Raw genomic sequence first — 24,596 nt, 5'->3', positions numbered from 1 at the left:
ACTTCCGAAACCTATAAAAAAACGAAAACTGGCCCAGAACCTATGGGTCAGTTTTCGTTTATCCATTGGGTTAATATCTCTACTACCTGATCTTGCTGCTCGATCGGCGTTATTGCAGCTGCGTCGTCACCTTTTTGTTCACCATATAAACCGAATTGCGCATGGTTGCCGCCTTCAATTTCAACGAAGACACTGTCATCCGGGAATAATTTCCGGCTCTCTTCAATGTCTTCCACTGTAGACAAGCCATCCAACTCTCCATAAATCGACAGCATAGGCAAGTCGCTGGCCGAAAAGTCGCCAGCTGGATATGCGCCAAGGAAATAAAGCCCTGTCAGCTTTGACGAAGAATCTTCCGCATAAAATGAAGCGGCTACACCGCCCAAAGAATGGCCGCCAAGAAACCATTCCTCCACTTCAGGATATTCTTCAATCACAGCATCCGCTTTTCTTGAACCCAGAATCCCAAAGTTCAATGGCAATTGGGGGATCGAAACAACAAAGCCTTTCTCGCTTAGGGATTGCCCGAGGTATGCATAAGCTTCTTTTTTCACTTTTGCTCCCTGATACAAGATAATTCCTTTGCCGTTAGGTGATTCCGGCTGAAAAATCAAGCCCTCTTCATCCCGATCAATTGCAGATAGATCTACATTCTCAGTCAAGACAGCACTTGGTCCATTATCAAACTGAGCATAAATAACAAAGCTGATGATTGCAATTGCCAATAAAGCAAAAACGCCCAATCCTATACGCACTAACCATTTTTTCATGGAGCACCTTCTGTCTAAACTTTCTAGTAAGCCAAGCCTGCACGGCTCTGAATGAATTCCAGTGATTCCAGCTGGCGATACGCAAACTCCGCCGTGTCCCCAACCGTTATTTCTTTTCCTTCTTCAGGCAACAGATCTTTTTCTGCACGATAATTGCCGCGGGCTTCGCCATCCGGCAAGTATGTGGGGCAAACAATGGTCCATTGAAGAGAGGTTTTTTCAAACAACCGATAAACCGATTCATGTTCTTCTGCAGCAAACGTCAGCTTGCGCTTGGAATCTCCACCTTCGTAACGGAGCAGGCCTGGGCTCAACCGACTATCCAAAATTCCCGCCGTCCCAATGGTTATCACTCGTTCGATGCCGTTTTTTTCCATCGCGTTTACAATCAGCGGCGCCGCTTCAGATAAGGTCGTTGTTCGGTCTGTCCCAATAGCGCTGAAAATCGCTGAGGTCCCAATAATCGTTTTTTCAACGTCTTCTGCATTTCGTACGTCCCCAATAATCATTTCCAGATTCGGGTGCGCCTCTAATTTTTCAGACCGGACCAAAGCTTTTACGTGATGGCCGTCTGCTAAAGCCCGTTTAAGAATTTCGCTGCCCACACGTCCTGTAGCTCCGAATAGTGCCAGCTTCATTGCTTTTCCTCCTTAGGTTTTCTTTATCAAAAAACTTTGTCTGCCTTACTTGAAATGGTAGCCTTTTTTCGCCAATACTTCTTTAATGTCTTCACGGCGTGGCTTTCTTAGGAAATTTGCCATTTGTTGCGTCCAAGTAGCGGTTTTCTGATTCGATCCGCGGCTTGCATAATAGGCTTGGATCGTATTGTCGTATTCCGGCAAGATGGTTTCATACTTCGCCTCATCGTACTCATTTTCATGCAAAATCGCTTCGACCGGCAAACGTGGCTTGACGCCATTCGCTTCGTTCGGAACACCGACGGTCAAGCCGTAAACCGGGAAGACACCTTCAGGCAATCCGACCAGTTCGCTGATAGCTTCCATATTATTGCGGACGCCGCCGATATAGCAGATGCCATAGCCTTTCGATTCAGCTGCAAGAGCAAGATTCTGCGCCAGCAAACCAACATCGGTTACAGCTACAATCAAATTTTCCGCGTAATCGAAGACAATTTCCTGTCCCTGCATCTTGCCTGCATGCTGCAGCCGGTTGTAATCGGCACACATCAGAAAGACTGCTCCCGCGCCTTCCATTTGTTTAGCATTTTGGGACAGTTCGCCCAGTTTTTTGCGTTTTTCAGGATCTGTTACCCAAACGATTGAATAAGCTTGGACAAAGTGGGATGTGGCTGCATGTTGCGCCGCTGCAACCAGTTCGCTGACTTCCTCCCGTGACAATTGCTTTTCTTTATAGTCCCGTACAGAAGCGTGCGCTTTCATCAATTCGATAACCATTGATTGTATCCCCTCTCTCTTCATTTCTTCTATCGTACCAAATTCTTTGCTGCGATACTCTTTTCATGATTTTTGCTACAATAGAACCTACAGAGGTGAATGAAATTGAAACACGCAAAGACCGCTTTTACGATCTTTTTCTTAGTGATTCTCGGCGGTTTTTTATTTATATGGCTGGAGAAGGAAATGGCGTTTCGGGAAGAATTGGAGAAGCGCCCATTGCCTTCCGGATTGCACCCCATCGTAGAAGAAAAACGCGATCAGCTGGTCGCTCAAGCTGCTGAAATTGGAATCGATATTATTATTACCGATGGTTACCGCTCCCCTGAAGAACAGGCAGACCTCCATAGTCAAGGGCGAAGTACGCCTGGCTCTATTGTGACGCATGCAGAAGCTGGGGAGTCCTATCATAATTATGGGTTGGCCATCGATTACGCTCTGCGCTTTGATGACGGATCGGTTGTTTGGGACATTACAAGAGACGGCAACGGCAACGGAGAAAGTGATTGGTTCGAAGTTGCGGCTATCGGCAAGAAACTTGGATTTGACTGGGGTGGTGACTGGCAGCGTTTCAAGGATTACCCACATCTCGAAATGACTTTCGGCTTGTCGATCCGCGAACTGCAACAAGGATGGCGCCCAGAAGATAAAATGGAATAAACACCGCTGTTTTTTCTATTGTTTGTAACAGATGCTCCTGCTTCTTCGTCTTATAGACAAAGGAGGCATACGAGTGATGAAAACGTTCAGGGCCATCCGTATTCTTATTCCTGCTTTGGTGCTGATAGCCTGCGGGGTTGATGAACCACTAAGACAACCGGCAGATGATATAAGTGATTTCACTGTGAATTCTGCTCAATCCGACGCTGTCTAAGGTGACTTCATTTATCGCTTGATAAGCGAAAAAGAACAATACACCGAAGGCGAAGAAATAAAAGTTTATGCGGAACTGGAATATAACGGTGCACAGGAGAACATTGAAATTTCCCATGCCGCTTCCCCTTTCCATTTCCCCCTTTCCGAAGAGACAAGGAAATATGTCGTTGAATATGCCATGAACGAACCATTGTTGACTACCCGATTAACCAAAGGGGAGCCCTTGCATGAAGACTATACTGGCAGCGGCGGCTATAGTGCCGAAGAAGATGAAGTTTATATTGAATTTGTTCAGCGTATTATGGAAAAAGAGTTTCCGCCCGGTTATTATAAAATCGATGGTTTTGCGAACTTCACTGCCACAAGCTCTGCTGGTTCCGCCACTCCTTATGAAATCCATGCACAAATCGACTTTAAAGTCGTTCCAGAAAATTAAAACAGCACGTGTCCTATTGGACCGCGCTGTTTTAATTCTTAGGAATGGAGTCAATTAACTGCGGTTGCTGTAATCGTGCAGATGCGACAATGGCGTCAGATAATACAGCTCATCAGGACAACGCTGAGAAATTTTGTATAGTTCCCAAAACAACGCTTCCGGCACTTCATATTGCTGTATAAAATCTGGCATTTTTCTCGTTTTAAGCGTAGCCTGCTGTTCTTTCACTTGGTCTATATCAACCCATAAGGTTTGATGTCCACTGGTTTCCGCTTCTTTCTCATGTGAAGGGATGATGACACTTAAACGTGCAAACAAGGTGATGAACTGTTCTCCCGCTTCTTCGTGTGTGCCTTTGGATCTTGAAAAATAAAAGCTTATTTCTTCTTGAAAATCTGTTGGATCTTTCAACACGTTTCTCCCCTTCTTTTTTGACCAAAGAAAAAGCCGAAAAGTCTTCCCATGTTTATGGAAAGTTACTTTTCGGCTTTGCTGATAGCACTAATCTCTACAGCACTTGACCAAATTATTTAATTGCGTTTTACGAACCAAGTAGTTACAGCGGATATTTTAGGTGGAAACGCTATCGTTTTCCTGATGCTTCTAGCTTATTCGAATTTTTAAAATTAGTAAGTGGCTTGATGAATCAATAAGAGGATTTTATTATGTCGATTCGTCTAGAGTCATCTGTTGCCGGCTTCCAACTATTCGCCATGTGCCCACGAAATTCGCGGATCCACTTTCCTTACCATACGGACCATGATGGGCTGAAATCCCATTCTCGGCCAAAAATAGGAAGCTAGTTGATTGGGCGTATGCCAATCTGCGAAAATATACTCATAGCCCTGTTTCTTCATCTCATCGAAACAGTAATTGGCTAACGCCCGCCCTACTCCTGTTCCTCGGAGGTCCGGATTAGTCGATGCTGCAGGAAGCACGGCACAATTTTCGGGAGTCACCAGACTCAGCGGGTCTTCCTTGCGGAAATAGACATGGAATCCGGCAATCTGGTCCCCCTGCTCAGCCATCCATAAATATGCATCCTGGTCTTCACTCAAAGCTTCGTAGCTTTCCTTTACATCCTCTAAAGTTTCACGTGTAATAGGTTGCCAAGAAGGAGCGGCTGCCTGATGAATGCTATTCCACATTCCCATTTTTTTCAGTAATGATGCGTCTTCCCTTTTTCCTTTTCGAAACTCGAGCTTCGGAAGTGTGCCGTTTTCCGGTTCAAAATCATCAAGCGACAAAATTCCATATTTCTGTTCAAAACTGAAAGACTGGTCCAGCCATTGGTCAATAACTGCTTCATTGCCCAGCGGCGCCATTAATCTATGATGAAAATAGCCATGTTTGATCCACTCAGCTCCAGCATCTGCATATAACAACCTCAACAAACGAGGATTTTCATGTTCGCTGATAGCGATGGATTCATAGTCCATCCATACATAGCGCCCGTGTTTAGCATCTTCTTTAAACTCATAAAGCAAATAACCGATTACATCAATCCCTCTGACTGCCACTATGCCATTGATGAATGGACGTTCGAGCATATGCCGCAGAACCTCTTCGGTATCATCGATTTCTTCGAACGTTGTCGGCAGAAAGCTGAAGATCTTACGCTCCCTTTCATGGCGCTTTGCCAGCAGTACCGCCATTTGCCGAATATGTTTTTCTTCCATCCCCATGATTTGAATCATCCGTGATCACTCCTCTGAATGAAGTTTCACTTCCAATATACCGTAGTTCCCTGCCTTGATTTTTTCACCGAATATGACTGGCACCGGTTCAACGAAAATTGGGCCATCTACAATCATCGTATGGAACTCCCCTTCTTCACCGCAGACATCCACACCTTCCGCTTCCAATTCATCTATCAATTCATCAGTGAATTCACGTCCCAAAAAACGCTCATCCAAGCGCTTTGTATCGACTACTGTAATGACTGCCCGAAAACCTTCGCCCACCAATTCCTTTACAATCTTTCTTCGCGGCTCTTGCCATAGAGGGTGTCCGACACTCATGTCTGCTTCTGCACTGACTTTTTCCACCCACTTCAAATGGTCTTCCAAATCGATATCGCCGTAAACTCCCATATCAATTCCTTGGGCTTTAAATTTCTTCAGTTGCTTAATAAATTCCTTTTCATAACCAGACCAGCTGGCTTTTCCGATGACTAAAGGCAAACCCATCCGCTCTGCCTGTGCCTCCATGACTTCAATCGGCAAACCATGTGACCGTGATTTGGAGCCATCTTCTTCGAACATGGTAAACAAGGCAAGCGGCACATGCCCTTCCAACACGGCGCGGTAATAGGCAAGCGCTGAATCTTTCCCGCCGCTCCAAGACATAACAAATGATTTTTGCATAATGCACCTCTTTTTTCTGATTCGCTGTTACTGTAACTAATTCGTCACAGCTTGATTGAATCCCTTTTAAACAGCCTTTTTTAATCTGCCCATACGAAGGAAATCCTTTTGTCTCCATCCGCTGACTCTTTTTAGCATTCTGGTTTCCCTTCTATTGAGACCCTGTCTGTTTAACACAGTAAAGCACAGGGAAAAGCTTATTAAACACAAAGGAGGCAGACTCATGCAACAACATCAATTATATATAAATGGAACGTATACAGACTCCACCGGAACAGAATGGATCGACATCATCAACCCTTCGACAGAAGAAACCATTTCGCAGATTCCTAATGGAACAAAAGAGGATGTCGACCGCGCTGTAAATGCCGCGTTCGAGGCACAAAAATCTTGGGAGCTCCTACCCAATATCGAACGCGGTAAAATTGTTCGTGCATTGGGAGATAAAATCGCAGAAAAACGCGATATATTCATTGATTTGCTGCAGGAAGAACAAGGAAAAAGCTATGAATTGGCGAGCGGCGAAATCGATCTTGCCATTGACTATTTCCATTACATGTCCGAATGGGCACGACGGATCGAAGGCGAAATCGTGCCAAGCGACCGGCCGAATGAAAACATCTTCATCTACAAAAAGCCCATCGGCGTCGTAGCAGGAATTGTTCCTTGGAATTTCCCGGTTTTCATATTGGCCAGAAAAGTAGCAACAGCTTTTGTTACCGGTTGTACAATCGTCTTAAAACCAAGCCAGCAAACGCCAAACACCGCCATGGAATTCACAAAAATCATTCATGAAATGGATGAAATTCCGGCAGGTGTCTACAATGTCGTGACTGGAACAGGATCTGAAATCGGCAATGCACTGGCTTCACATGAAAAAGTACAGCTCGTCACCATGACCGGCAGCGTCCCAGCAGGAACCAAAGTAATGGAGGCCGCCGCAAAGAACATCACCAAAGTCAATTTGGAATTGGGTGGCAAGGCTCCTGCTATCGTCACCCAAAATGCAGATCTCGATCTTGCAGCTGAAGCCATCACAACCTCCCGACTGGCAAATAATGGGCAAGCCTGCACAAACGCCGAACGGGTCTATGTCCATGAAAGCATTGCGGAAGAATTCACGAAAAAACTAACGGCCGCTTTCGAATCTAAGACTTTGGCAGACCCGCGGAAGAACAAAGAAGCGGACATGGGACCGCTTGTCAGCCAGGATCGGCTTGATACCGTGCATGATATGGTCAAACAGGCAGTGAGTGAAGGCGCAACGGTCGCTACCGGCGGTGAACGCGACGATAGCCAACCCGGCTTTTTCTATAAACCGACAGTTTTGACAAATGTGGAGCACGATTCGGCGATTATCCGCGATGAAATTTTCGGTCCTGTATTGCCTGTCACCACTTACAGCACATTGGAGGAAGCCATCGAAAAAGCCAATGATACAGAATTCGGCTTATCTTCAGCAGTCTACACAAACGACCTGAACGAAGCCATGAAAGTCGTCAATGAAATGAAGTTCGGCGAAACCTACGTAAATCGAGAAAATTTTGAAGCGATTCAAGGCTATCACGCCGGCATGCGCAAATCTGGACTTGGCGGCGCCGATGGCAAACACGGCATGGAGGATTTCCTGGTCACGCAAGTGGTCTACATGCAATATAAGAACGGAAAGTAAATACACGTAAAAACACTCTTCTTTTGTTTCAGAAGAGTGTTTTATGGCGTTTAAAAGAGCGGATTAAAAAGCGGCTGGAGAAATTCCAGCCGCTTTTTGTTTTTTATTTCCCTACCATGTTCTCCGGTTTTACCCATTCGTCAAACTGATCCGCAGTCAAATGGCCGCTGTTCACAGCAGATTCTTTTAATGTTGTGCCATCTTTATGGGCTTGTTTAGCAATCGCCGCAGCTTTTTCGTATCCAATATGCGGATTCAACGCCGTTACCAGCATCAATGAATTGCTCACGTGATTTTGAATAACGTCCAGATTAGCTTCAATGCCGACTGCACAATGATCGTTGAAACTGATCAAGCTGTCTGTCAACAAACGAACAGATTGCAGGAAGTTATAAGCAATGACTGGTTTAAAGACATTCAATTCGAAGTTTCCTTGGCTTGCGGAAAAACCGATTGTTGCATCGTTGCCCATTACTTGAGCTGCTACCATCGTCAATGCTTCACTTTGTGTCGGATTGACTTTCCCTGGCATGATGGAACTTCCCGGCTCATTCGCAGGAATGGTGATTTCGCCGATTCCACTGCGTGGGCCGCTTGCCAACCAGCGTACATCATTGGCAATTTTCATTGCATCTGCTGCCAAGGCTTTAATGGCTCCGTGCGTGTAGACCATTTCATCGTGGCTTGTCAGCGCATGAAATTTGTTTTCTGCTGAAGTGAAAGTAGTTCCAACAGCTTCACTGATGAACTCAGCAACTGATGGGCCGAACGTTGGATCCGCGTTGATGCCTGTTCCAACTGCTGTACCGCCGATTGCCAATTCACGCATGTGTTCAACGCTTTCACGAATCATGCGTTCACTCTTTTCAAGCATGTGTCTCCAGCCGCTGATTTCCTGGCCCAATGTCAAAGGCGTCGCATCTTGTAAATGCGTACGTCCGATTTTGATGACGTCATTGAATTGTTGTGCTTTTTCATCCAATGTTGCTTTCAGCTTTTGAACAGCCGGCACAAGGTTTTCAGTCACTGCCAATACACCTGCAACGTGCATTGCAGTCGGATACGTATCGTTTGAACTTTGGGACATGTTCACGTCGTCGTTTGGATGAAGTTTTTCTTCAGAATTTTGTTCTGCCAAAATTTCATTTCCACGGCGTGCCAGAACTTCGTTCATGTTCATATTGGATTGTGTGCCGCTTCCTGTTTGCCAAACGACCAATGGGAAATGATCATTCCATTTGCCTTCGATCACTTCATTCGCTGCAAGTTCAATCGCTTTCATTTTTGCTTCTGATAATTTTCCAAGTTTATGGTTTGCTTTAGCTGTCGCTTTTTTCAATTGAGCAAAAGCCATAACGACTTCATGCGGCATACGTTCCGTACCGATTTCAAAGTTCTGTACGCTGCGCTGTGTTTGAGCGCCCCACATTTTATCCGCTTCAACTTGAATTTCACCGATGGTATCTTTTTCTGTACGATACTGCATTCCATTCACTCCAATTCTGATGTCTATGTATCCTTCTCTTCTATATAACCACATTCAGCCGCCAAAAAGCGACCTTTGCAGTTAAAATTCACTGTTTTTGCTGCTGAAAAATTCTTCTATAATCGCTTCATCCGAATGCGGAATGTATTCTCCTCTGACAATCTGCGCGCCATTGATCGAGCCGCTCGACAGCAAAATAAGATCATCCGGTCCACTTTCCTTTAAAGCTGCCAGAACCGCTTCCCGCCGTGAATTGGCTGTCAGCACTTGTTGTTTATATGGAATGGTGAAGCCTTCCAGTACGGCATCAATCACAAGAGCAGGTTCATTATGCCCCGGATGGTCGACCGTTACCACAAGGACATCGGCTTTTCCTTCAGCAGCTTTGGCCATCTTGGGCATTTTCGAAAAGTCCCGTATGCCGATGCCTGCTATTAGCGCAATCAACCGATTATGCGACAGTTTTTTTACTTCTTGAAGAACCGCGGCCAATGCTACCGGCGTATGGGCATAATCCAAGACGATCTTCCGGTTGCCAGGGCCATGGATCATTTGAAAACGGCCCTCGACTTGAGACATTTTGGGCAGAACTGCCAGGATGTCTTCAAGCACGACTCCCGATAACAGTGCCGCTCCGACAGCTGCTGTCAGATTGGCCGCATTGTATTCACCATACAGTGGAACATGGATCACCCGTTTCTCGCCCTGATAGCGAAGCTCAAAATCCAAACCGGCATCCGAGGACTTGCAGGCTGTCCATATCAAATCAGCTCTGGAATCCAGCTGGTTGCTGTAAGTCAGATGCGGATAATCGATAACCGACAAAATTTCTTTGGCCATTCCTTCATCGTCAATATTCACTACAGCGGCATTGGACTGCTTAAATAATAAAAGTTTCGATTGAAGATAATGCTCAAAGGTTTTATGGTATTCCAGATGCTCTTCCGAAATATTGGTATGGATGGCCACATCAAAACGGATGCCTTCCACCCGTTTTTGATCCAGCGCAATAGAAGAGACTTCCATAGCAACTGCGCGGATATCCTCCGTTACAAATCTGCTGAAAATCTGATGGATGTCGGATGAGATCGGGGTGGTAGGTGTACTCTTCTGGAACGGAATCTTTCCTGCTGCCCCTAAAATTCCGGTTGTTCCAATAAATCCACAAGAGACCCCAAGAAGGTTGAACAGATTATAGACATACGTGGCTGTCGTTGTTTTTCCGTTCGTTCCTGTGACGCCTATCTTCAGCAAATTTGTTTGAGGGGACTGATAAAAGAAATCGGATAAATAAGCGAGTGCTAAACGGACATTTTCAACTGCTGCAAAAGAAAGATCAGGATGCTTTTCAGCATAATCAGCAAGCAGTACAGAATTGGAACCAATAATCGTTGAGGCTCCGTTTGAAATGGCTTCATCGATATACAAGTGCCCATCGGTATTTTCTCCGGGCACACAAAAGAAAGCACAGCCTTTGACTACTTGCCTCGAATTATAGGCAATGGAGCTGATTTCCGGCTTTTCAGGACCATACTGGGCAATTAGTTGAAAAGATGGGATGCTGGCAAATGGTATCTCCATAAAAAAGCTCCTTACGTAAAGTATGTCAAATACCTATAGTTTCACAGGAATATGTATCATTATTCTATCATTTACATAAGACACAGCAAATATTCAAGCTGTTTTCTCTGAAAATAAGTTATTTTCCATTTTTTCAGCAATATAAAAAGAAGCTTCCATTCAAATGTTCTCTGAATGGAAGCTTCTTTTTCCTTACTTTACTTCAAGTTCTTTTGCCGGTTGTTCCTTTTCAGCCAACTCATACCGCAATTGCTCAATAGTCTGTGCATAATCCGTTTTCCCAGTTAAGTTCTCCAGCATTTCCCGCACGTCGATGCCTGATGACTCTTTCAACGTCTCTTGCAAAGTCGACATCAGATTGGTTGCATACGAAGTGACTTTATTGGCGCCTCCGCCTTCGCCACTTCCTGTATCCACAACGGTGATCTTGTCGATGTTGGCAAGCGGACTGGCGATTTCTCTTGCATATTCCGGCAGCATTTTGACGATCATATCAAGTGTGGCTGCCTGGCCATACATTTCAAATGCTTCAGCAATTTTCCGTTTCGCTTCCGCTTCTGCCAAACCACGCAGCCGGATAATGTCCGCTTCGGACTCCCCTTGTGCACGCTGTGAGTCCGCACGCGCCTGGCCATCCAAACGAATTTTTTCTGCATCGGCTTTCGCCATCGCTTCAACACGGTATTTCTGCGCATCCGCATCCGCCAACTGTTTCGATTTCTCTGCTTCAGCTGCCTGTTCAACCGAATAACGGTCCGCATCCGCTTTTTTCTTCACTTCAGAATCGTATTGGCGTTCTCGGCGCTGAATTTCTTTTTCTTCCAATTCGATTTGCTTCTGGCGCTCAATGATTTGAATTTGCATCTCCTGCTCAATAACTTCCTGCTTGGCTTTTGCAGTTTCAAGTTCATAAGCCTGATCGGCCCGGGCTTTCGCACTATCCTGCTCGCGTCGGTATTCAGCAACCTTCAACAAGTTCTCTTTTTCCGCTTCAGCAATTTCCGTCGCGCGTTCAATTTCAGCACGTTGCGCATCTTTTCCAGCTTCAGCCCGCTTGATGCGCGTCTGCATTTCGGATTCCGCGGTTGAAATATCGGCATCTCTTTTCACTTGAGCGATTCGTGCTTTACCCAACGAATCCAAATACCCGTTTTTATCACGAACATCTTTGATGGTGAACGAAACGATGATCAATCCCATTTTCGCCAAATCGTGTGAAGCGACACGCTGCACTTCTTGTGAAAACTTATCGCGGTTCTTGTAAATCTCTTCAACTGTCATGGAACCCAGTATCGAACGAAGATGGCCTTCAAGTACTTCTTTCGCTTCGTTTTCCCGGTCTTCTTTTGATTTCCCTAAAAATTGCTCGGCAGCCGTGGCAATTTCTGATATGGATCCGCCGATTTTGATGATTGCTGTTCCATCTGCCATAACCGGCACACCTTGCTCGGTATACACTTCGGGTGTCGTCACTTCCAGTTTGCTCGACAATAAGCTCAAAGGAGCCGCCTGCTGGAACACCGGAAGCAAGAAGGTCCCTCCGCCTCGTATAATTTTAATGCGGTTTCCTGAATCATCTGTATGAACATTCTTCGATCCCAAATAACTTCCGGTTACGATCAATGCCTCATCCGGTCCAACCGTCTTGTATTTGGTGATATAAACTCCGACAATCGCCAATATAATAAATGCAGCAATTCCTAATGCGATCCAGCCCATTTCCATCCTAAGTCCCCCTTGTCATTTTCATTTCTTTCGTAAAGTCCAACGGCTCATAAGCCTGGACATACAACGTGCCTTCATTCACTTCGATGATCAACACCTTTTGATCTTGGCCAATGGCTTCATTGTCATAGCCCGCCGCACGCTTTGAAATCATTCCTGCATACGTCTCCAAAACCACTTCTCCATAGCCATCGACAGGGATAGGGATGATGACATTGGCCACTTGTCCAAGAAGCGACTCATCTGAATAGGCAATTGAAGATTCAGCGGAAGACAAGGGCAATAAAATAAATAGATAAAGCAATAAGTCCAACACTACTGCAGCCATAGCCGCCATGCCCAACACTGCCCATTCGTTAAACGTTGTAGCCGTCTCCAGTAAAAAACCAATCGCAGCAGTAAATGTGATAAAAGCCAGAATCACTGTCGGGTTGAACACCGGCAGGGCGTCTCCCAAGTCTGCAACGTCTCCGAAAAAGACATACAATACAGTCAATGCGCCGGCTCCCAACAGGATATACATATACAGCTGCTCCATGGACAAGCCAAAAATCAACATTCCAAAACCTCCCATTCCAGTAAACGTATTACCATCTTACTTATTAATACGAATATAATAGGAAGAAGTTTCAGAATTCTTTTGAATTTGGTCTGAAATATAAAAAACCCGTTCTTTTACAGAACGGGTTTAGCGAATTGAAGTTCATGAAAACCATGTACGAGCTGAAAACCGATGCCTACGTAGCCTTCATTAAGCAATTCCTGCTGTTTTTCCAGATGATCCATTTTCACTGTCATATGGTCAGTGTAATGGACGTCCGGCACCTTGAGGTCCTTGACCAGAATGTAGCGTTTTAATCCGGCATACTTCTCTTTCAAGGCAGCAATGTGCATAGCTTGCGTAAACTTATCTTTCAGGCTTGGGATATTCATTGGTGCCACCGTACAGCATACATAACGGAATTCTTCTTCAAGGTTCGGCAGTTCCTTCATTATCACTTCCGCTAATTTCTGCTGGAGGCGATTTCCTCGATACGCCGGCAGAACCACTGATATTTCCTGGTAAATCACTTTGTGCAATTCTTCCGGGGGGAGGCCGATATCCCAGCCCAGGTGTTCTTCATCGATTTCAGGAATCAGCAAAGCCCTAAAGCCGATCAGCTCTTCTTCGACGAAAGCTCCTACCAACAGTCCCCGTTCATTTAGGATGAACAGGAATTCTTCAGTACTTAAAGCTTGAAGTGTAGCTTTTTCAGGAAGCGATTCAATCACTTTTTGTTGAACTTGTTCTATTACAGGCAAATCTTCCAAATACAGCCGCTCCATAGAAAAAGGAAGTTTTTTATGAAGCACTTGGTTCGTAATTGTGCCTTCATGCAGCAACTTCATCAGCCATTCTCCTCCGTATCGTTATGTAACTTCAGAATACCACTTCCCACTATGAACGTCTTTAAGTTTTTTCAATTACCTTATTAATTGAAACCATTGTCCTTGTAAAGAGAGGCAGGCATCTCCGCCATTTTCTCCAGATAGCCATTGATTTGTTTCTGATTCCGGAGAAAAACAACTTTATGATGAGGACTTTCTTCTATAAATTGCACCATCCGTTTTCTCATTTTGACTTTGCGGGCACTGTATGTAGAAATGATGAACGTCAAAAACTCTTTATCCAGCTTTTCCGGACAGCCAAGCGCCATATCAGGGCGGGTTTTCCCTTGATTGGCAATTCGGCGTTTGACCACCCGATACAGGCAAACGGCTAAAGGCAATTCTAAATAGATGAGGGTGTCCGCCTTTTCACTTCGTATTTCATAAGTGCCGGTGTAGTTCCCTTCGATGATCCAACGGTCCTCTTTCACCAACTGCTGCTGTTTTTCACTAAATTCTTTTTCACTGCTTTCAATCCATCCCGCCTTCCAAAAGTAAGAATCCAAATGATGGACCGGAATGTTCTTTTTTTCCGATAACTTCCTCGCAAAGCTTGATTTGCCAACACCCGCCGATACCCCAAGCACCATAATTTTCTCCAAAACCGTCCCCTCCTGCTTCTGTTTCTTTTGGTTTTTTCATTATAATCCAACATGGAATTTATCCGTATCAAAAAGAATATTCGTTAATCACTTGCAATATCTGTATACCCATGTTATTCTAAGGAAGAATTATTTTTGTTCGGATAACTTTTTACAAAGTGTCAGATGTCCATCTGCAAGATTTGAGCAAGGATAGTAATACAATGTATGCTTACGCATACGAGGAGGAAACACACATGGAACAAGGTAAAGTGAAATGGTTTAACTCAGAAAAAGGATTCGGCTTCATCGAACGCGAAGGCGGCGACGATGTATTCGTACATTTCTCTGCAATCCAAAGCGAAGGCTTTAAATCACTTGACGAAGGTCAAGAAGTAACGTTTGATATCGAGCAAGGCCAACGCGGTCTTCAAGCTACTAACGTTCAAAAAGCTTAATTTCAACTTATCAATGAGCTCTTCTTCGGAAGAGCTTATTTTTTTGCGTTTTTTACAATGCCGTTCCCTTCATTCTTTCTCCATTAAAAAACGGCAGTTGCGCAAAACAGCAACTACCGCTTTCCATTCCCCTTAATTCAACCAAAAATAAAGTTGGAAAACACCAAAAATCAAAATACATGTTGCCAGCGTCCCGAAAACGATCGCCAACGCCAATTTCTTTCCGGTCATACTTTCACTCCTTTTCAATTCTCAACTCTTGTATAGTTTCCACAATATCATAGGCTCCCGCGCTTTTATTTGATAAAACCGTCAGGATGCTGCCGTCTGCCGGATAATATGCCGAATGGAAACTGGCCCCTGGGTCATAGCCCATCACATGATATTTTAGAACGCCTTCTGCTTTCCTTTGAATCCACATGCCATAGCCGTAATCGCCGTCTTCTCCCGAAGCGCGGATCTCGAGCATCGCCTTCACCATATCTTTCCCCACTAAATGGCCTTCCATTAACGCATACCAGAAATTCGCCATATCACCTGCTGTGACATAAGCGCCTCCGTCAGCTCCTCCACGGATTGGAATAGCGTAATGATTACTCCGCCATGCACCTTCCTCTTCGATATAGCCGAAAGCCGTTTGGCCTGGCAGACGGTCCAGACGGAAATAGCCTGAATTCAGCATGTTGGCAGGACCAAAAATCCGTTCCTGCACCACATCGGTAAACTCACTTCCCGTTAATTGCTCCACAATGAGCCCAAGTGCGATAAACCCGGCATTGTTGTAATGGAACCGCTCGCCAGGCTGGAACATCATCGGCTGATCCTTGAACAAGGGAATAAAATCGGAAGCCATCTGCATTAAATACATAGGCTGCTGTTTCCATAGATCTTCGAAATCATCCATGACCTGTTCATCAAAATAATCCGGTATGCCGGATGTATGCGTCAATAATTGATGGATCGTGACGTTAAAATTCGGAAACGTTTGCGGCAGCAGCTCGGACAACCGGTCACTGAAATTCAGTTTCCCTTCCTCCACCAATTGGCATACCGCAACAGCGGTGAAAAGCTTACTGCCTGACGCAATGCCAAAGCGAGTGTCTATGGCATTCGGCCTTTCGTCTGCACGATTAGCAAATCCTCTTGCAGCTGTCCAAGTCTCTCCTTTTTGGAGGTAGGCGACACCCGAGAAATCGATTTCATCCATCTTATCCATAATCGGATTGACCGGCTTCTGCTGCCCAAATCGCCCTTCTTCCGTAATATCAATCTGGCGTCCATCGGATAACTCTATCGAAAGCGGATGTGTTTCGCTTTTCTGCTTTGAAAAATACCACGTACGTTTAGGTGCCACTAAGATGATATACGTATGTCCACTGCCAAGAAAGTTCAACGATTTCGGGTCGATCCCTTTATTGCCGCGGACCGGAATATCCATACTTTCGATTGCTTCACCGACTTCCTCGACATCCGGTGTGGTGATGCTCACTTCACTGATATCGAGCAGTGAATCGACAGTGAAATTGCCCATACGGTCGACGCTGCGGCGTGCGATAAACTCCACGACATTCCCTGCAGGATCTTGAAAATAAAACGCATCGGCATCGAAATTGGCATAAAAAACTTCATCCATGCCTTCCTGGCGATTTAAAGTTACACGCTCACCGGCCCACCATTTAGCGAGTGTAAACTGATTGCCCGGAATATTCAGGGCAAAGTGATAGACAGCCGCTCGTTCAGATTCACGGAAAACCAATTGAGATTCTCCAATTGACAGGGTAAAACTGGTTTCATCTTCTTCCACAATCCGAAAACCTAATTGATATTCATAGAAACCCTTCATGTCTTCTAACTGGTTTGTGTACAAGGTCACCTTTTTAAACATGTCCTCACTCCTTGCCTTTAGCATACCGAAAAATCGGATTTATTACCTCTTTTAACCACAAAAAAAGAAGAGCAGAGCTCCTCTTTTTTTGTTGGCGTCCTATAACCGTTACTTACTGATGGCATACCGAAGCCTGACCATGTCACGGCATTCAATGCCGTTTTCAAAAATCGGTTCCCGATAATTTCTCCTGAAAAAGTCAGGATCGATTGCATGGAGGCGAAAACCGCATTTCTGATAAAGAGCCAGCTGGCCCAGACTTGAATTGCCGGTACCAATTTCCACGAACTCAAAACCTCGCCGTGCCGATTCTGCCAAAGCATGCTGAAGAAGCTGCCGCCCATAGCCCTGGCCTCGCACGCTTTCCGCAACCGCTATATTCTTAATTTCCACTGTAGTCTCTGACAAAGGAAACAAGACGTATACGCCCACTATCTCACTTTTTTCTTCAGCAACCACGCACCAGCCGGATGCACAATAAGCACGCACCAATTGTTCTGAAGGGTCCGCTTCCAATAATAGATCCATCGGCAACGGTTCAGGAACTTGCAGCTGACGAAATTTCATCATTTCTTTTCTTTAAAGCCCTGATCAAGCAAGTAATTTTCAGCATCATCAAACGTTCCGAAGCTTTCTTCGAGGTTTTTCCCTGTATAGACATTCCAGAACGGTTCTTCGTAGACCAAATCCAATTTCACGTTATCGCGGCTGACCCACGTCTTGTCATACGGCGGTTCCGGTTCTAAAGATAAATAATCCAACGAATCGGCTAAAACGCTGCGCAATTCTTTTTCGGAAAAATCACGGATATTGACGAAGCCTTTTTTATCCACTTCATACTGCGGCAAGTTGCCTACATAGACAAAACCATTGCCCGTTGGATGCAAATGATAGACGACGATTTTCTTGTCGTACAAACTCTCTTCATAATGGAAGTTCACGCGTTTCATCGATACGTCTTTTCTCGTCAATTCCGGAAAAGATTCAATGATTTCCAGTTTTTGCTCAAATGTTAACAATCTCATTACCTCGTTTCGTAGTTTCATTTATTTCATCAAAAACCTTAGTTAAGATCCAAGACATAAATCTGTCAGCTATATACTGAAACTCGCAGAAATATATGGTTACACCCGTTTCGCATTTTCAATTACCATTTAGTATACCACGACCGGCGCAATCCCACATCCATAGAAAAAAGCTGCGCGAACGCAGCTCTTATCAACTATAGTCCTATTATTTTTTCTTGCCGAACGGCCACCAGACACCCCGGTCAAAGGATACTGAAATCGCCGGTATCAATAGCGGCAGCACAATCAGTCCGTACAACAGCAGCCCTGTTATAACGATCGTCGCAATCTGTACGAGGCTTAAGACACCAGATGGCATCATGGCACCGAATGTACCCGCCAGAATAATCGCTGCCGTAATGATGACAGTTCCCATCTTCGCCATCGATGTACGCATCGCATCGCGGACTGTGATTCCGTTAAATGATTCTTCGCGGAACCGGTCAAGCAGGAAGATCGAATAATCGACTCCCAACGCCACCAGCATAACAAAGCCGAAGAACGGCACTGCCCAGCTGATGCCATCATAACCAAGACCATTTACAAAGATCAATTCCGCAATGGAAATCGAAGTATAATACGTCAGCAAAAGCGATCCGATCATATACAATGGCATAATCAATGAACGGAAAAGAATTGCCAGGACAACGAACAAGCTGATCAGCATGATGACCACCGTATTGGTAAAGTCATTGGAGGATACTTCTTCTAAGTCACTGTTGATGCTGGAAATTCCACTGAAGGCAATTTCCGCTTCTTCAAGCGGCGTTCCTGCTGCAGTGCGTTCAACCGTTTCTTTGATTTCAGAAGTGATGCCGATCGCTTCATGAGAATAAGGATCCTCTGATAAAATCACTTCCATCATCATTCCGGTGCCGTCCGCAAATGAATAACGATCGAGAACTTGTTCAAAGTCCTCGCTTTCCAGCGTTCCTTCCGGAATGAATAAACCGGTGTCACGCACAGCTTCACTGTCGCTCATTTCCTGCATCATTTCAACAACTTCTGTTAAGCCGTTTTGTATTTCAGCAAGGCCGTCGTTCGATGCGCCTACGCCTTCTGCCAGCTGAGTTAAGCCGGCACTAAGCTCTGCTGTTTGGCCAGCTGCTCCAGCCAGGCCTTGTTGAATTTCCGACAACCCGCCGCTGATTTGTGTTAATGCACCAACCGTTTGAGGGATGTTGCCAGTTACTTGCAAGCCTTGTGAAACTTGGCCTATTTGTTGGTTGATCTGGCCAAGCCCTGCAGCGGCTTCATTCAACCCCCCTGCATTGCCTGCTTGATCAGCAATAGCACTTAGGTTGGTCTGGACTTCTGTAAGCCCCGCTTGCACTTCGCCCAGTCCATCACGTGCCTCGCCCAAGCCATCTGCCATAAGGCCAAGTTGTTCATCCACGTACAGTTCATCAATTACGTCGCCTGTCGGACGTGTAATCGATCGAACCGTTTCAACGCCATCAATTTTTTCAATTTCTTTACTTAACATTTCGAAATAAGGGACAGTCGACCGATCCGTCAAGGCATCATCTGATTTGACGATTACTTGAACCGGCAGAGAATCTCCTTTTCCAAAACCTTCTTCAATTGCGCGAAGGCCTTTCACCGATTCGTATTCCGAACCGATTTCATCTACCGTATTAAAAGATAAGTCATTGTCATACGTAAACAACAACGGCACAGTAATCACTGCCACTACCAGCATCGACAACAATGGACGATTGATCGACAGCTTGCTCATGTTGATCCACAATTTGCTGTCGCTGTGGGACGCTGTTTTCTTCGAAGGCCAGAATAATTTTTCCTTCAAAAGAGACATAAAGAACGGCACAATCGTGTAAAGGACCAGCAATAAGACAAAGATACCGACCGCTACAGCCACTGCTGATTTGAAAATCGGGAATTCAGCAAAGCCGATGGCAAAGAATCCGATAAACACGGCTATACCACTGATCAGCAAAGTTCGCCCTGCAGTTTTATACGTATTGATGATCGATTGCTCGACACCATGTCCAGCCGATAATTCTTCTTTATAACGGCTCAACAACAGGATACAATAGTCTGTTCCAATCCCGAACAGAATCGCCACCAAGAATATCTGTGTATAGTTTGACACTGGGAATCCGAACCAATCGATGAAAAACGCTACGATTGATTGGCTCAATAAATACGAAATCCCGACTGCCACAAGTGGAATGAACGGCGTTACGATTGAGCGGAACACTGCCAGCAATAACCCGAAAATCAAAACGACTGTTATGATTTCCGTACGCTTCAAGCCTTCCTGAGCACTGATGTTGACGTCGTTGTTGATGATGGCTTCTCCAGTCAGATAGGCTGTCATGTCTTCAGGAATAATCGTTTCCCTGATTGTGTCAGCCACGGCATTCACTTCTTCGTCCGTACCGTCAACCGTAACCGGCATCAATACCGTTTGGCGGTCCTCCGAAATCAGTTGCTCTTCCAATTCTTCGCTTTCTACGGGATTCAATACACTGGTTACAGGATCTCCCAATGCTTCTATGTCCGCAACCATCTGCTCGAGCGTTTCCCGCATCGAATCTGTTAGTTCACTTTCCAAAGGCATGACAAGCGAGATGGTTTGATCTGCAGCATCCGCATCCGTCAAAATTCTTGAAGCAATTTGCGAAGACGCTTCATCCGATAACTGGAATGACCCGGCTTGTTCCGCCTGCTCCGTTAAATTGGGCGCCAGCAGGAATAAGACGACCGTCAACACAATCAAACCGATTGCAATCGGCCATTTAAATTTCAATACACTCTTCATGTATTACACTCCATCCATTTTTATAATTGTTTTCAGCTTCCGGAAAATCGTTAGAAATTGATCTATTTCTTCGTCCGCGATATTTTCGGATATCAATTTCTCAATGTAATCCGTCAACACTTTCTCCAGTTCCATCAAAATTGCCTGCCCTTTATCCGTGAGCTCCAGCATTTTTTCCCGACGGTCCTCAGTCTGGACAACTTGGATCACTTCTTTTTGCAGCAATTTCTTGATACGGCTGGAAATCGCACTTTTATGTACGGCTTGCAGTACGGCTAACCTCGCTGAAGTAACGCGCTTTTCCTTGCTGATCAACTTCAGCATTTGAATCTGCTCAGGTGAATATTCGTTCCATAAAGGATGGTCGACCGATTTGATGACCCGCTCGGTTCCATACATCATCACTTCTTGAAAAAGATCCACCGCTTCTTTTATTCGTCCATCCAAAGTAGTTTACCCCCTCAACCAATATTTATAGTTTAGGGGGTAAACCTTTCAAGGTCAAGCAGGATGTTTTTTCCAAAGAAAAAACCTGTGAATAGAATTCACAGGTTCTCTTTTATTCAATTTCGCGTGTAGCGGTGTCACGAATTTCACTGCGTCTCGCATAGATGTTCTTGGCAATCGTCTTGATAACAGCATATACAGGTACCGCCAAAATGATTCCCCATAATCCAGCGATGTTTCCTGCTGCCAAGATCAAGGTAATGACTGTCAATGGGTGGACGTCGAGTGACTTGCCCATGACGTTAGGGGTGATGAAATTACTTTCAATCTGCTGTGCAACCAGCATGATGATAGCGACGTAGACCGCCATGATCGGGTCTTGTACAAGTGCAATGATGATGGCCGGAATTACCGCAATATAGGGCCCCAAGAACGGGATAACGTTAGTCGCCATACCAATTAAAGCCAATAATAAAGCGTAATCCAGGTCAATGATCAAATAACCGATCAGCAGCATGATCCCCACAAGGAAACTGACGAATAGTTGCCCCTGGATATACGCCTGAAGGGTTTCGTCGATGTCATGCAATGTTTTCCGAATCCATTTTTTTCGTTCTCCTGAAAAGAAACCGGAAACAAATGGAACGAATTTCTTATGGTCAACCAAAAGGTAAACCAGGAAAAACGGAACCAACACCAATGTAACCACACCGGATATAAAGCTGCCAATGAAGGAAAGTACCCATCCGCCAACATCCCCGATCCGGTCACCGATTTGGCCAGTCATGTCATTCAACTGCTCTTCAATTGAACCCGGAAGACGGTCACGCTGATCGAATATGTATTGGCCATATTCTTCCACACTGTCAATTATTTCAGGTGCATTGTCCACCAATGTATTGATTTGGCCAGTGACAATCGGGCCAATCATGATGTAGAACAAGTAGAATACTAAGACAATTGCTAGAAGGACGGTCAAAACCCCTGCCCATTTCGGGAATTTCTTCTTCATTAAGAAATTCAGGACCGGTCTCGTCAAGTAGAATAAGACACCTCCTAACAGCAATGGAACAAATATTGTCCCTGCAATAATAAATAAAGGATCGAAAATCCCTTGTACTTCAATAAATAAACGAATAATGACTAAAGCTAGGATTATTCCTACTCCCACTTGAAACCAAAGCTTGTTCGTCAAACACGTCACTTCCTTTCTTTTCAATAGTATACCCAGTTTACCACGAAAATATGGTATTATATTTTTTATGTTGTTTTGAAGTTATTGGATAAAAAAGCGGCACTGATAGATAAAATAAGTACACAAGCAATGGAGGATTTTATTTAATGGATCAATTATGGCTTACAATCAAATTTTTGCTTCTCGGACTTTTCCAAGGATTAACTGAACCGATTCCCATCTCATCCAGCGGACATCTGTTGATTGCCCAATACTTTTTGGATGTTCAAATTGAAGGAAGCGTTTCAACCTTTGCTTTACTGGTCAACAGCGCATCCCTTATTGCGGTTTTGATCATTTACCGCGATGACATCAAACGCCTTGTCGTCAACGGATTGAAATACTTCACTGTAAAAAATGCCGAAACAAAACGGGATTTCATGTTTGTGGTCTATCTTGTAGTCGCAACCATTCCTGCCGGGGTCATCGGCCTCTTGTTTCAGGATGCAATCGATGATAACTTGTCGACCATCTTGACAGTCGGTCTGACATTGATCGTAACCGGTCTTGGCCTTTGGTGGATCCGCAATATGCGCGGACAGCGAAAAGATGGCAACCTGACAATGAAAGACGCCATCATCATCGGCGGCGCACAAGCAATTGCACTAATCCCCGGCATCAGCCGAAGCGGCGCTACGATTGTGGCGGCGATGGCACGGGGCATTAACCAGGAAACCGCATTGCGCTTCTCTTTCTTGCTGTTTATCCCCATTAGCTTGGGAGGTGCTGTTCTCAGCATCACAGATATCATCAGTGACGATAACCTAGGGTCTATGGCCGTTCCATACATCATGGCATTCCTTGGATCTCTGGTCGCTTCTTATTTTTCATTAAAATGGTTTATGAACATCATGGCAAAAGGGCAATTGAAGTATTTTGCCATTTACTGCTTTATCGTCGGTCCGCTTGTCGTCTTAGCGTGGCTTGTATTGAATTAAAAAAAGCAGAAAAACTGAAAACTGTACGTATGTAAGCTAAAAAACAGGCTGCCAATTTCCATTGGCAGCCTGTTTTTCTATCGGTTAAAGAAATTTGCCGTGTAGTAAGGTTGGTTCTCTGAATTGAAGGCAGTTCCGATGCCTAAATACCCGAACTCCGGTTTGACAATATTTTCACGATGGCCCATGGAATTCATGAGTCCTTCATGAGCAAAGATGCTGCTGTATTGGCCATATGCCAGATTCTCACCCGCTACATAAAAGGCAATTCCATCTTCATTCATCCGGTCAAACGGCGACTGCCCCTTCAGGTTGGTGTGACTGAAGTATTGGTTCTCTGCCATGTCCTCACTGTGTTTTCGGGCCGTCACCTTTGTTTGTTCATCCCATTGCAACAGGGGCAAATCACGCTGAATCCGTGCCGAGTTGGTTAACTCGAAAAGCAGGAATTCATAACCTTCCCTTAACTCTTCATTCGGCTCAGCGTATATCTCAGAGCGTGCCTTCTCCAAATCTTCACGGATCACCTGCACCGCTGTCACCGTATCGCCTTCGTGGATATCATAAAAAACCGTAGTATACGTATTATCAGTTTTAAAAACATCGTATTCTTCACGTGTATCGAGTATATATTGAACATTTCCTTTTTGAAGGCTCTTCAGTGGGGCACCAAGCAAAGAACGGACTTCCGTTTTTGTGGAATCCATCGAAATGCCTTCCGTCGAAGAAATCAAATCCTGATTGGTGAACATCCCATTCACTTTGCCTTCTTGGTCATAGGACAGCAGCACATAGTTTTGATAATTTTGGTGATAGCTATGCCAGTCAGTGCCATACTCATTCTGCATCAACCGAAGCGGAAGGCCGACCTTTCCCTGGGCTTCCTCCTTATCCATGCCGAGCGTTACATTGTGAATGGCAATCAAAGAATCCGTTTCCACCAGTTCAGGCTTCGCTACAGCTTCCGGCAATTCAAGTGAGTTGGAAGCAATCAAAGACTGTAATTGGGCGCCGATGCGCGAAGTGAAATTTCCGGCTTCATCAAGAGCTTCAGAAACTTTCGGATCTTCGGTGATGTTCTCAATTGTCCGATCAACAGAATCCAAGAAACTTAAATCGACATATTCACCCACCGGTTCCTCCCAAATCGGGCGCGCAAAAAACACGGCCAGCAACAGAATCATCAACCAAAACAGCTTCCGCACACACATCACCTCTTATCCTACAGTTTAATCGCAAACACACCATCCATAAAGCAAAAAGCCTTTGTGCAAGAAAAGCGAGAGCGCCCGTGTAGATTTGACGGGCATAAGACAGGCTGGCGAAGCGGCGTTCTTTGCCGCATAGCCAGATTGGCTTATGACCCTAGAATCTGGGCGCTCGAGCTGGACAACAAGAAAAGCAGAGGCAGCCGATTGCTGAAGCTAACCTAAGTGCGCGACTTCC

The 24,596-nt window shown here is 45.0% G+C and carries 25 protein-coding genes; 6 read left to right on the top strand and 19 right to left on the bottom strand.

Going from position 1 to position 24,596, the window contains the following annotated elements; all coding sequences use genetic code 11:
• Positions 1-47 precede the first annotated feature (47 nt).
• From H9630_RS10670 to H9630_RS10660, 3 genes are read right to left on the bottom strand one after another with little or no spacing between them, the layout of a single operon-like run.
• Positions 48-770 carry an alpha/beta hydrolase gene (locus tag H9630_RS10670; RefSeq protein WP_191715466.1) on the bottom strand — a complete coding sequence of 241 codons (723 nt, stop codon included), beginning with the start codon at positions 768-770 and terminating at the stop codon, positions 48-50.
• 23 nt (positions 771-793) lie between these two features.
• Positions 794-1,408, bottom strand: a complete 615-nt coding sequence (locus H9630_RS10665) for an NAD(P)-dependent oxidoreductase (protein ID WP_191715465.1) — start codon at positions 1,406-1,408, stop codon at positions 794-796.
• A 45-nt stretch (positions 1,409-1,453) separates the two neighbouring features.
• Positions 1,454-2,185, bottom strand: a complete 732-nt coding sequence (locus tag H9630_RS10660) for an NADPH-dependent oxidoreductase (RefSeq protein WP_191715464.1) — start codon at positions 2,183-2,185, stop codon at positions 1,454-1,456.
• Positions 2,186-2,290: 105 nt separating this feature from the next.
• Between H9630_RS10660 and H9630_RS10655 the strand changes: the two genes are divergently transcribed.
• The 3 genes from H9630_RS10655 to H9630_RS10650 all read left to right on the top strand — a co-directional run bounded on the left by H9630_RS10655 (position 2,291) and on the right by H9630_RS10650 (position 3,497).
• A complete protein-coding gene (locus tag H9630_RS10655; protein ID WP_301610489.1) occupies positions 2,291-2,845 on the top strand; it encodes a M15 family metallopeptidase in 555 nt (184 codons plus the stop codon).
• 76 nt (positions 2,846-2,921) lie between these two features.
• The gene (locus H9630_RS18810) at positions 2,922-3,059 is read left to right on the top strand and encodes a hypothetical protein (RefSeq protein WP_225218489.1); all 138 of its coding nucleotides are present in this window, start codon (positions 2,922-2,924) and stop codon (positions 3,057-3,059) included.
• An 18-nt stretch (positions 3,060-3,077) separates the two neighbouring features.
• Positions 3,078-3,497 carry a hypothetical protein gene (locus H9630_RS10650; RefSeq protein ID WP_225218488.1) on the top strand — a complete coding sequence of 140 codons (420 nt, stop codon included), beginning with the start codon at positions 3,078-3,080 and terminating at the stop codon, positions 3,495-3,497.
• A 54-nt stretch (positions 3,498-3,551) separates the two neighbouring features.
• Here the strand turns inward: H9630_RS10650 and H9630_RS10645 are convergent, their stop codons facing one another.
• The 3 genes from H9630_RS10645 to H9630_RS10635 all read right to left on the bottom strand — a co-directional run bounded on the left by H9630_RS10645 (position 3,552) and on the right by H9630_RS10635 (position 5,863).
• Positions 3,552-3,908: a hypothetical protein gene (locus H9630_RS10645; protein ID WP_191715462.1), complete on the bottom strand. Its 357-nt coding sequence runs from the start codon at positions 3,906-3,908 to the stop codon at positions 3,552-3,554.
• Positions 3,909-4,201: 293 nt separating this feature from the next.
• On the bottom strand, positions 4,202-5,194 hold the full coding sequence (locus H9630_RS10640; RefSeq protein WP_191715461.1) for a GNAT family N-acetyltransferase: 993 nt from the start codon (positions 5,192-5,194) through the stop codon (positions 4,202-4,204).
• Between the two features lie 6 nt (positions 5,195-5,200).
• Positions 5,201-5,863, bottom strand: a complete 663-nt coding sequence (locus H9630_RS10635; protein WP_191715460.1) for a Dph6-related ATP pyrophosphatase — start codon at positions 5,861-5,863, stop codon at positions 5,201-5,203.
• Between the two features lie 223 nt (positions 5,864-6,086).
• On the opposite strand from H9630_RS10635, the gene aldA reads away from it, so the two are divergent.
• Positions 6,087-7,535, top strand: coding sequence for an aldehyde dehydrogenase (gene aldA, locus H9630_RS10630; protein WP_191715459.1), 1,449 nt, complete (start codon positions 6,087-6,089; stop codon positions 7,533-7,535).
• Between the two features lie 103 nt (positions 7,536-7,638).
• On the opposite strand, the gene fumC is transcribed toward aldA, so the two are convergent.
• The 6 genes from fumC to H9630_RS10600 all read right to left on the bottom strand — a co-directional run bounded on the left by fumC (position 7,639) and on the right by H9630_RS10600 (position 14,357).
• Complete coding sequence (gene fumC, locus H9630_RS10625; protein ID WP_191715458.1) at positions 7,639-9,021, bottom strand: class II fumarate hydratase; 1,383 nt, start codon at positions 9,019-9,021, stop codon at positions 7,639-7,641.
• Positions 9,022-9,102: 81 nt separating this feature from the next.
• Positions 9,103-10,602 carry a UDP-N-acetylmuramoyl-L-alanyl-D-glutamate--2,6-diaminopimelate ligase gene (locus H9630_RS10620; protein WP_191715457.1) on the bottom strand — a complete coding sequence of 500 codons (1,500 nt, stop codon included), beginning with the start codon at positions 10,600-10,602 and terminating at the stop codon, positions 9,103-9,105.
• Positions 10,603-10,794: 192 nt separating this feature from the next.
• The gene (locus H9630_RS10615; protein ID WP_191715456.1) at positions 10,795-12,327 is read right to left on the bottom strand and encodes a flotillin family protein; all 1,533 of its coding nucleotides are present in this window, start codon (positions 12,325-12,327) and stop codon (positions 10,795-10,797) included.
• A 1-nt stretch (position 12,328) separates the two neighbouring features.
• The gene (locus tag H9630_RS10610) at positions 12,329-12,886 is read right to left on the bottom strand and encodes a hypothetical protein (protein WP_191715455.1); all 558 of its coding nucleotides are present in this window, start codon (positions 12,884-12,886) and stop codon (positions 12,329-12,331) included.
• Between the two features lie 116 nt (positions 12,887-13,002).
• Positions 13,003-13,716, bottom strand: coding sequence for a hypothetical protein (locus tag H9630_RS10605; RefSeq protein ID WP_191715454.1), 714 nt, complete (start codon positions 13,714-13,716; stop codon positions 13,003-13,005).
• An 83-nt stretch (positions 13,717-13,799) separates the two neighbouring features.
• Entirely contained in the window at positions 13,800-14,357 is a 558-nt protein-coding gene (locus tag H9630_RS10600) for a P-loop NTPase family protein (RefSeq protein WP_191715453.1), read from the bottom strand.
• Positions 14,358-14,593: 236 nt separating this feature from the next.
• Here H9630_RS10600 and H9630_RS10595 point away from each other — a divergent pair, with 236 nt between their 5' ends.
• Positions 14,594-14,794, top strand: coding sequence for a cold-shock protein (locus H9630_RS10595; RefSeq protein WP_006830093.1), 201 nt, complete (start codon positions 14,594-14,596; stop codon positions 14,792-14,794).
• 235 nt (positions 14,795-15,029) lie between these two features.
• On the opposite strand, the gene H9630_RS10590 is transcribed toward H9630_RS10595, so the two are convergent.
• The 6 genes from H9630_RS10590 to H9630_RS10565 all read right to left on the bottom strand — a co-directional run bounded on the left by H9630_RS10590 (position 15,030) and on the right by H9630_RS10565 (position 22,173).
• A complete protein-coding gene (locus H9630_RS10590; protein ID WP_191715452.1) occupies positions 15,030-16,679 on the bottom strand; it encodes a serine hydrolase in 1,650 nt (549 codons plus the stop codon).
• Positions 16,680-16,787: 108 nt separating this feature from the next.
• Positions 16,788-17,246 carry a GNAT family N-acetyltransferase gene (locus H9630_RS10585; RefSeq protein ID WP_191715603.1) on the bottom strand — a complete coding sequence of 153 codons (459 nt, stop codon included), beginning with the start codon at positions 17,244-17,246 and terminating at the stop codon, positions 16,788-16,790.
• A complete protein-coding gene (locus tag H9630_RS10580; protein ID WP_191715451.1) occupies positions 17,246-17,698 on the bottom strand; it encodes a hypothetical protein in 453 nt (150 codons plus the stop codon). Before H9630_RS10580 ends, H9630_RS10585 begins: the two co-directional genes overlap by 1 nt.
• A gap of 214 nt (positions 17,699-17,912) precedes the next feature.
• Positions 17,913-20,531 carry an MMPL family transporter gene (locus tag H9630_RS10575; protein ID WP_191715450.1) on the bottom strand — a complete coding sequence of 873 codons (2,619 nt, stop codon included), beginning with the start codon at positions 20,529-20,531 and terminating at the stop codon, positions 17,913-17,915.
• Between the two features lie 3 nt (positions 20,532-20,534).
• Entirely contained in the window at positions 20,535-20,978 is a 444-nt protein-coding gene (locus H9630_RS10570) for a MarR family winged helix-turn-helix transcriptional regulator (RefSeq protein WP_191715449.1), read from the bottom strand.
• A gap of 112 nt (positions 20,979-21,090) precedes the next feature.
• On the bottom strand, positions 21,091-22,173 hold the full coding sequence (locus H9630_RS10565; RefSeq protein WP_191715448.1) for an AI-2E family transporter: 1,083 nt from the start codon (positions 22,171-22,173) through the stop codon (positions 21,091-21,093).
• A 146-nt stretch (positions 22,174-22,319) separates the two neighbouring features.
• Here H9630_RS10565 and H9630_RS10560 point away from each other — a divergent pair, with 146 nt between their 5' ends.
• Positions 22,320-23,150, top strand: a complete 831-nt coding sequence (locus tag H9630_RS10560; RefSeq protein WP_191715447.1) for an undecaprenyl-diphosphate phosphatase — start codon at positions 22,320-22,322, stop codon at positions 23,148-23,150.
• 77 nt (positions 23,151-23,227) lie between these two features.
• Here H9630_RS10560 and H9630_RS10555 read toward each other — a convergent pair whose 3' ends face one another.
• Positions 23,228-24,361: a CAP domain-containing protein gene (locus H9630_RS10555; protein WP_225218487.1), complete on the bottom strand. Its 1,134-nt coding sequence runs from the start codon at positions 24,359-24,361 to the stop codon at positions 23,228-23,230.
• Positions 24,362-24,596 lie beyond the last annotated feature (235 nt).

This window comes from Planococcus wigleyi (genome assembly GCF_014836985.1).
Taxonomy (GTDB): Bacteria; Bacillota; Bacilli; order Bacillales_A; family Planococcaceae; genus Planococcus; species Planococcus notacanthi.
Note: the sequence above shows the minus strand (reverse complement) of the source record. Positions and strands in the feature narration are given on the sequence as shown.

Coding starts and splice junctions, on each gene's coding strand:
- H9630_RS10670 (WP_191715466.1), bottom strand. CDS start 770: ATGAAAAAATGGTTAGTGCGTATAGGATTGGGCGTTTTTGCTTTATTG.
- H9630_RS10665 (WP_191715465.1), bottom strand. CDS start 1,408: ATGAAGCTGGCACTATTCGGAGCTACAGGACGTGTGGGCAGCGAAATT.
- H9630_RS10660 (WP_191715464.1), bottom strand. CDS start 2,185: ATGGTTATCGAATTGATGAAAGCGCACGCTTCTGTACGGGACTATAAA.
- H9630_RS18810 (WP_225218489.1), top strand. CDS start 2,922: ATGAAAACGTTCAGGGCCATCCGTATTCTTATTCCTGCTTTGGTGCTG.
- H9630_RS10640 (WP_191715461.1), bottom strand. CDS start 5,194: ATGATTCAAATCATGGGGATGGAAGAAAAACATATTCGGCAAATGGCG.
- H9630_RS10635 (WP_191715460.1), bottom strand. CDS start 5,863: ATGCAAAAATCATTTGTTATGTCTTGGAGCGGCGGGAAAGATTCAGCG.
- aldA (WP_191715459.1), top strand. CDS start 6,087: ATGCAACAACATCAATTATATATAAATGGAACGTATACAGACTCCACC.
- fumC (WP_191715458.1), bottom strand. CDS start 9,021: ATGCAGTATCGTACAGAAAAAGATACCATCGGTGAAATTCAAGTTGAA.
- H9630_RS10620 (WP_191715457.1), bottom strand. CDS start 10,602: ATGGAGATACCATTTGCCAGCATCCCATCTTTTCAACTAATTGCCCAG.
- H9630_RS10615 (WP_191715456.1), bottom strand. CDS start 12,327: ATGGAAATGGGCTGGATCGCATTAGGAATTGCTGCATTTATTATATTG.
- H9630_RS10610 (WP_191715455.1), bottom strand. CDS start 12,886: ATGTTGATTTTTGGCTTGTCCATGGAGCAGCTGTATATGTATATCCTG.
- H9630_RS10605 (WP_191715454.1), bottom strand. CDS start 13,716: ATGAAGTTGCTGCATGAAGGCACAATTACGAACCAAGTGCTTCATAAA.
- H9630_RS10595 (WP_006830093.1), top strand. CDS start 14,594: ATGGAACAAGGTAAAGTGAAATGGTTTAACTCAGAAAAAGGATTCGGC.
- H9630_RS10590 (WP_191715452.1), bottom strand. CDS start 16,679: ATGTTTAAAAAGGTGACCTTGTACACAAACCAGTTAGAAGACATGAAG.
- H9630_RS10585 (WP_191715603.1), bottom strand. CDS start 17,246: ATGAAATTTCGTCAGCTGCAAGTTCCTGAACCGTTGCCGATGGATCTA.
- H9630_RS10575 (WP_191715450.1), bottom strand. CDS start 20,531: ATGAAGAGTGTATTGAAATTTAAATGGCCGATTGCAATCGGTTTGATT.
- H9630_RS10560 (WP_191715447.1), top strand. CDS start 22,320: ATGGATCAATTATGGCTTACAATCAAATTTTTGCTTCTCGGACTTTTC.
- H9630_RS10555 (WP_225218487.1), bottom strand. CDS start 24,361: ATGTGTGTGCGGAAGCTGTTTTGGTTGATGATTCTGTTGCTGGCCGTG.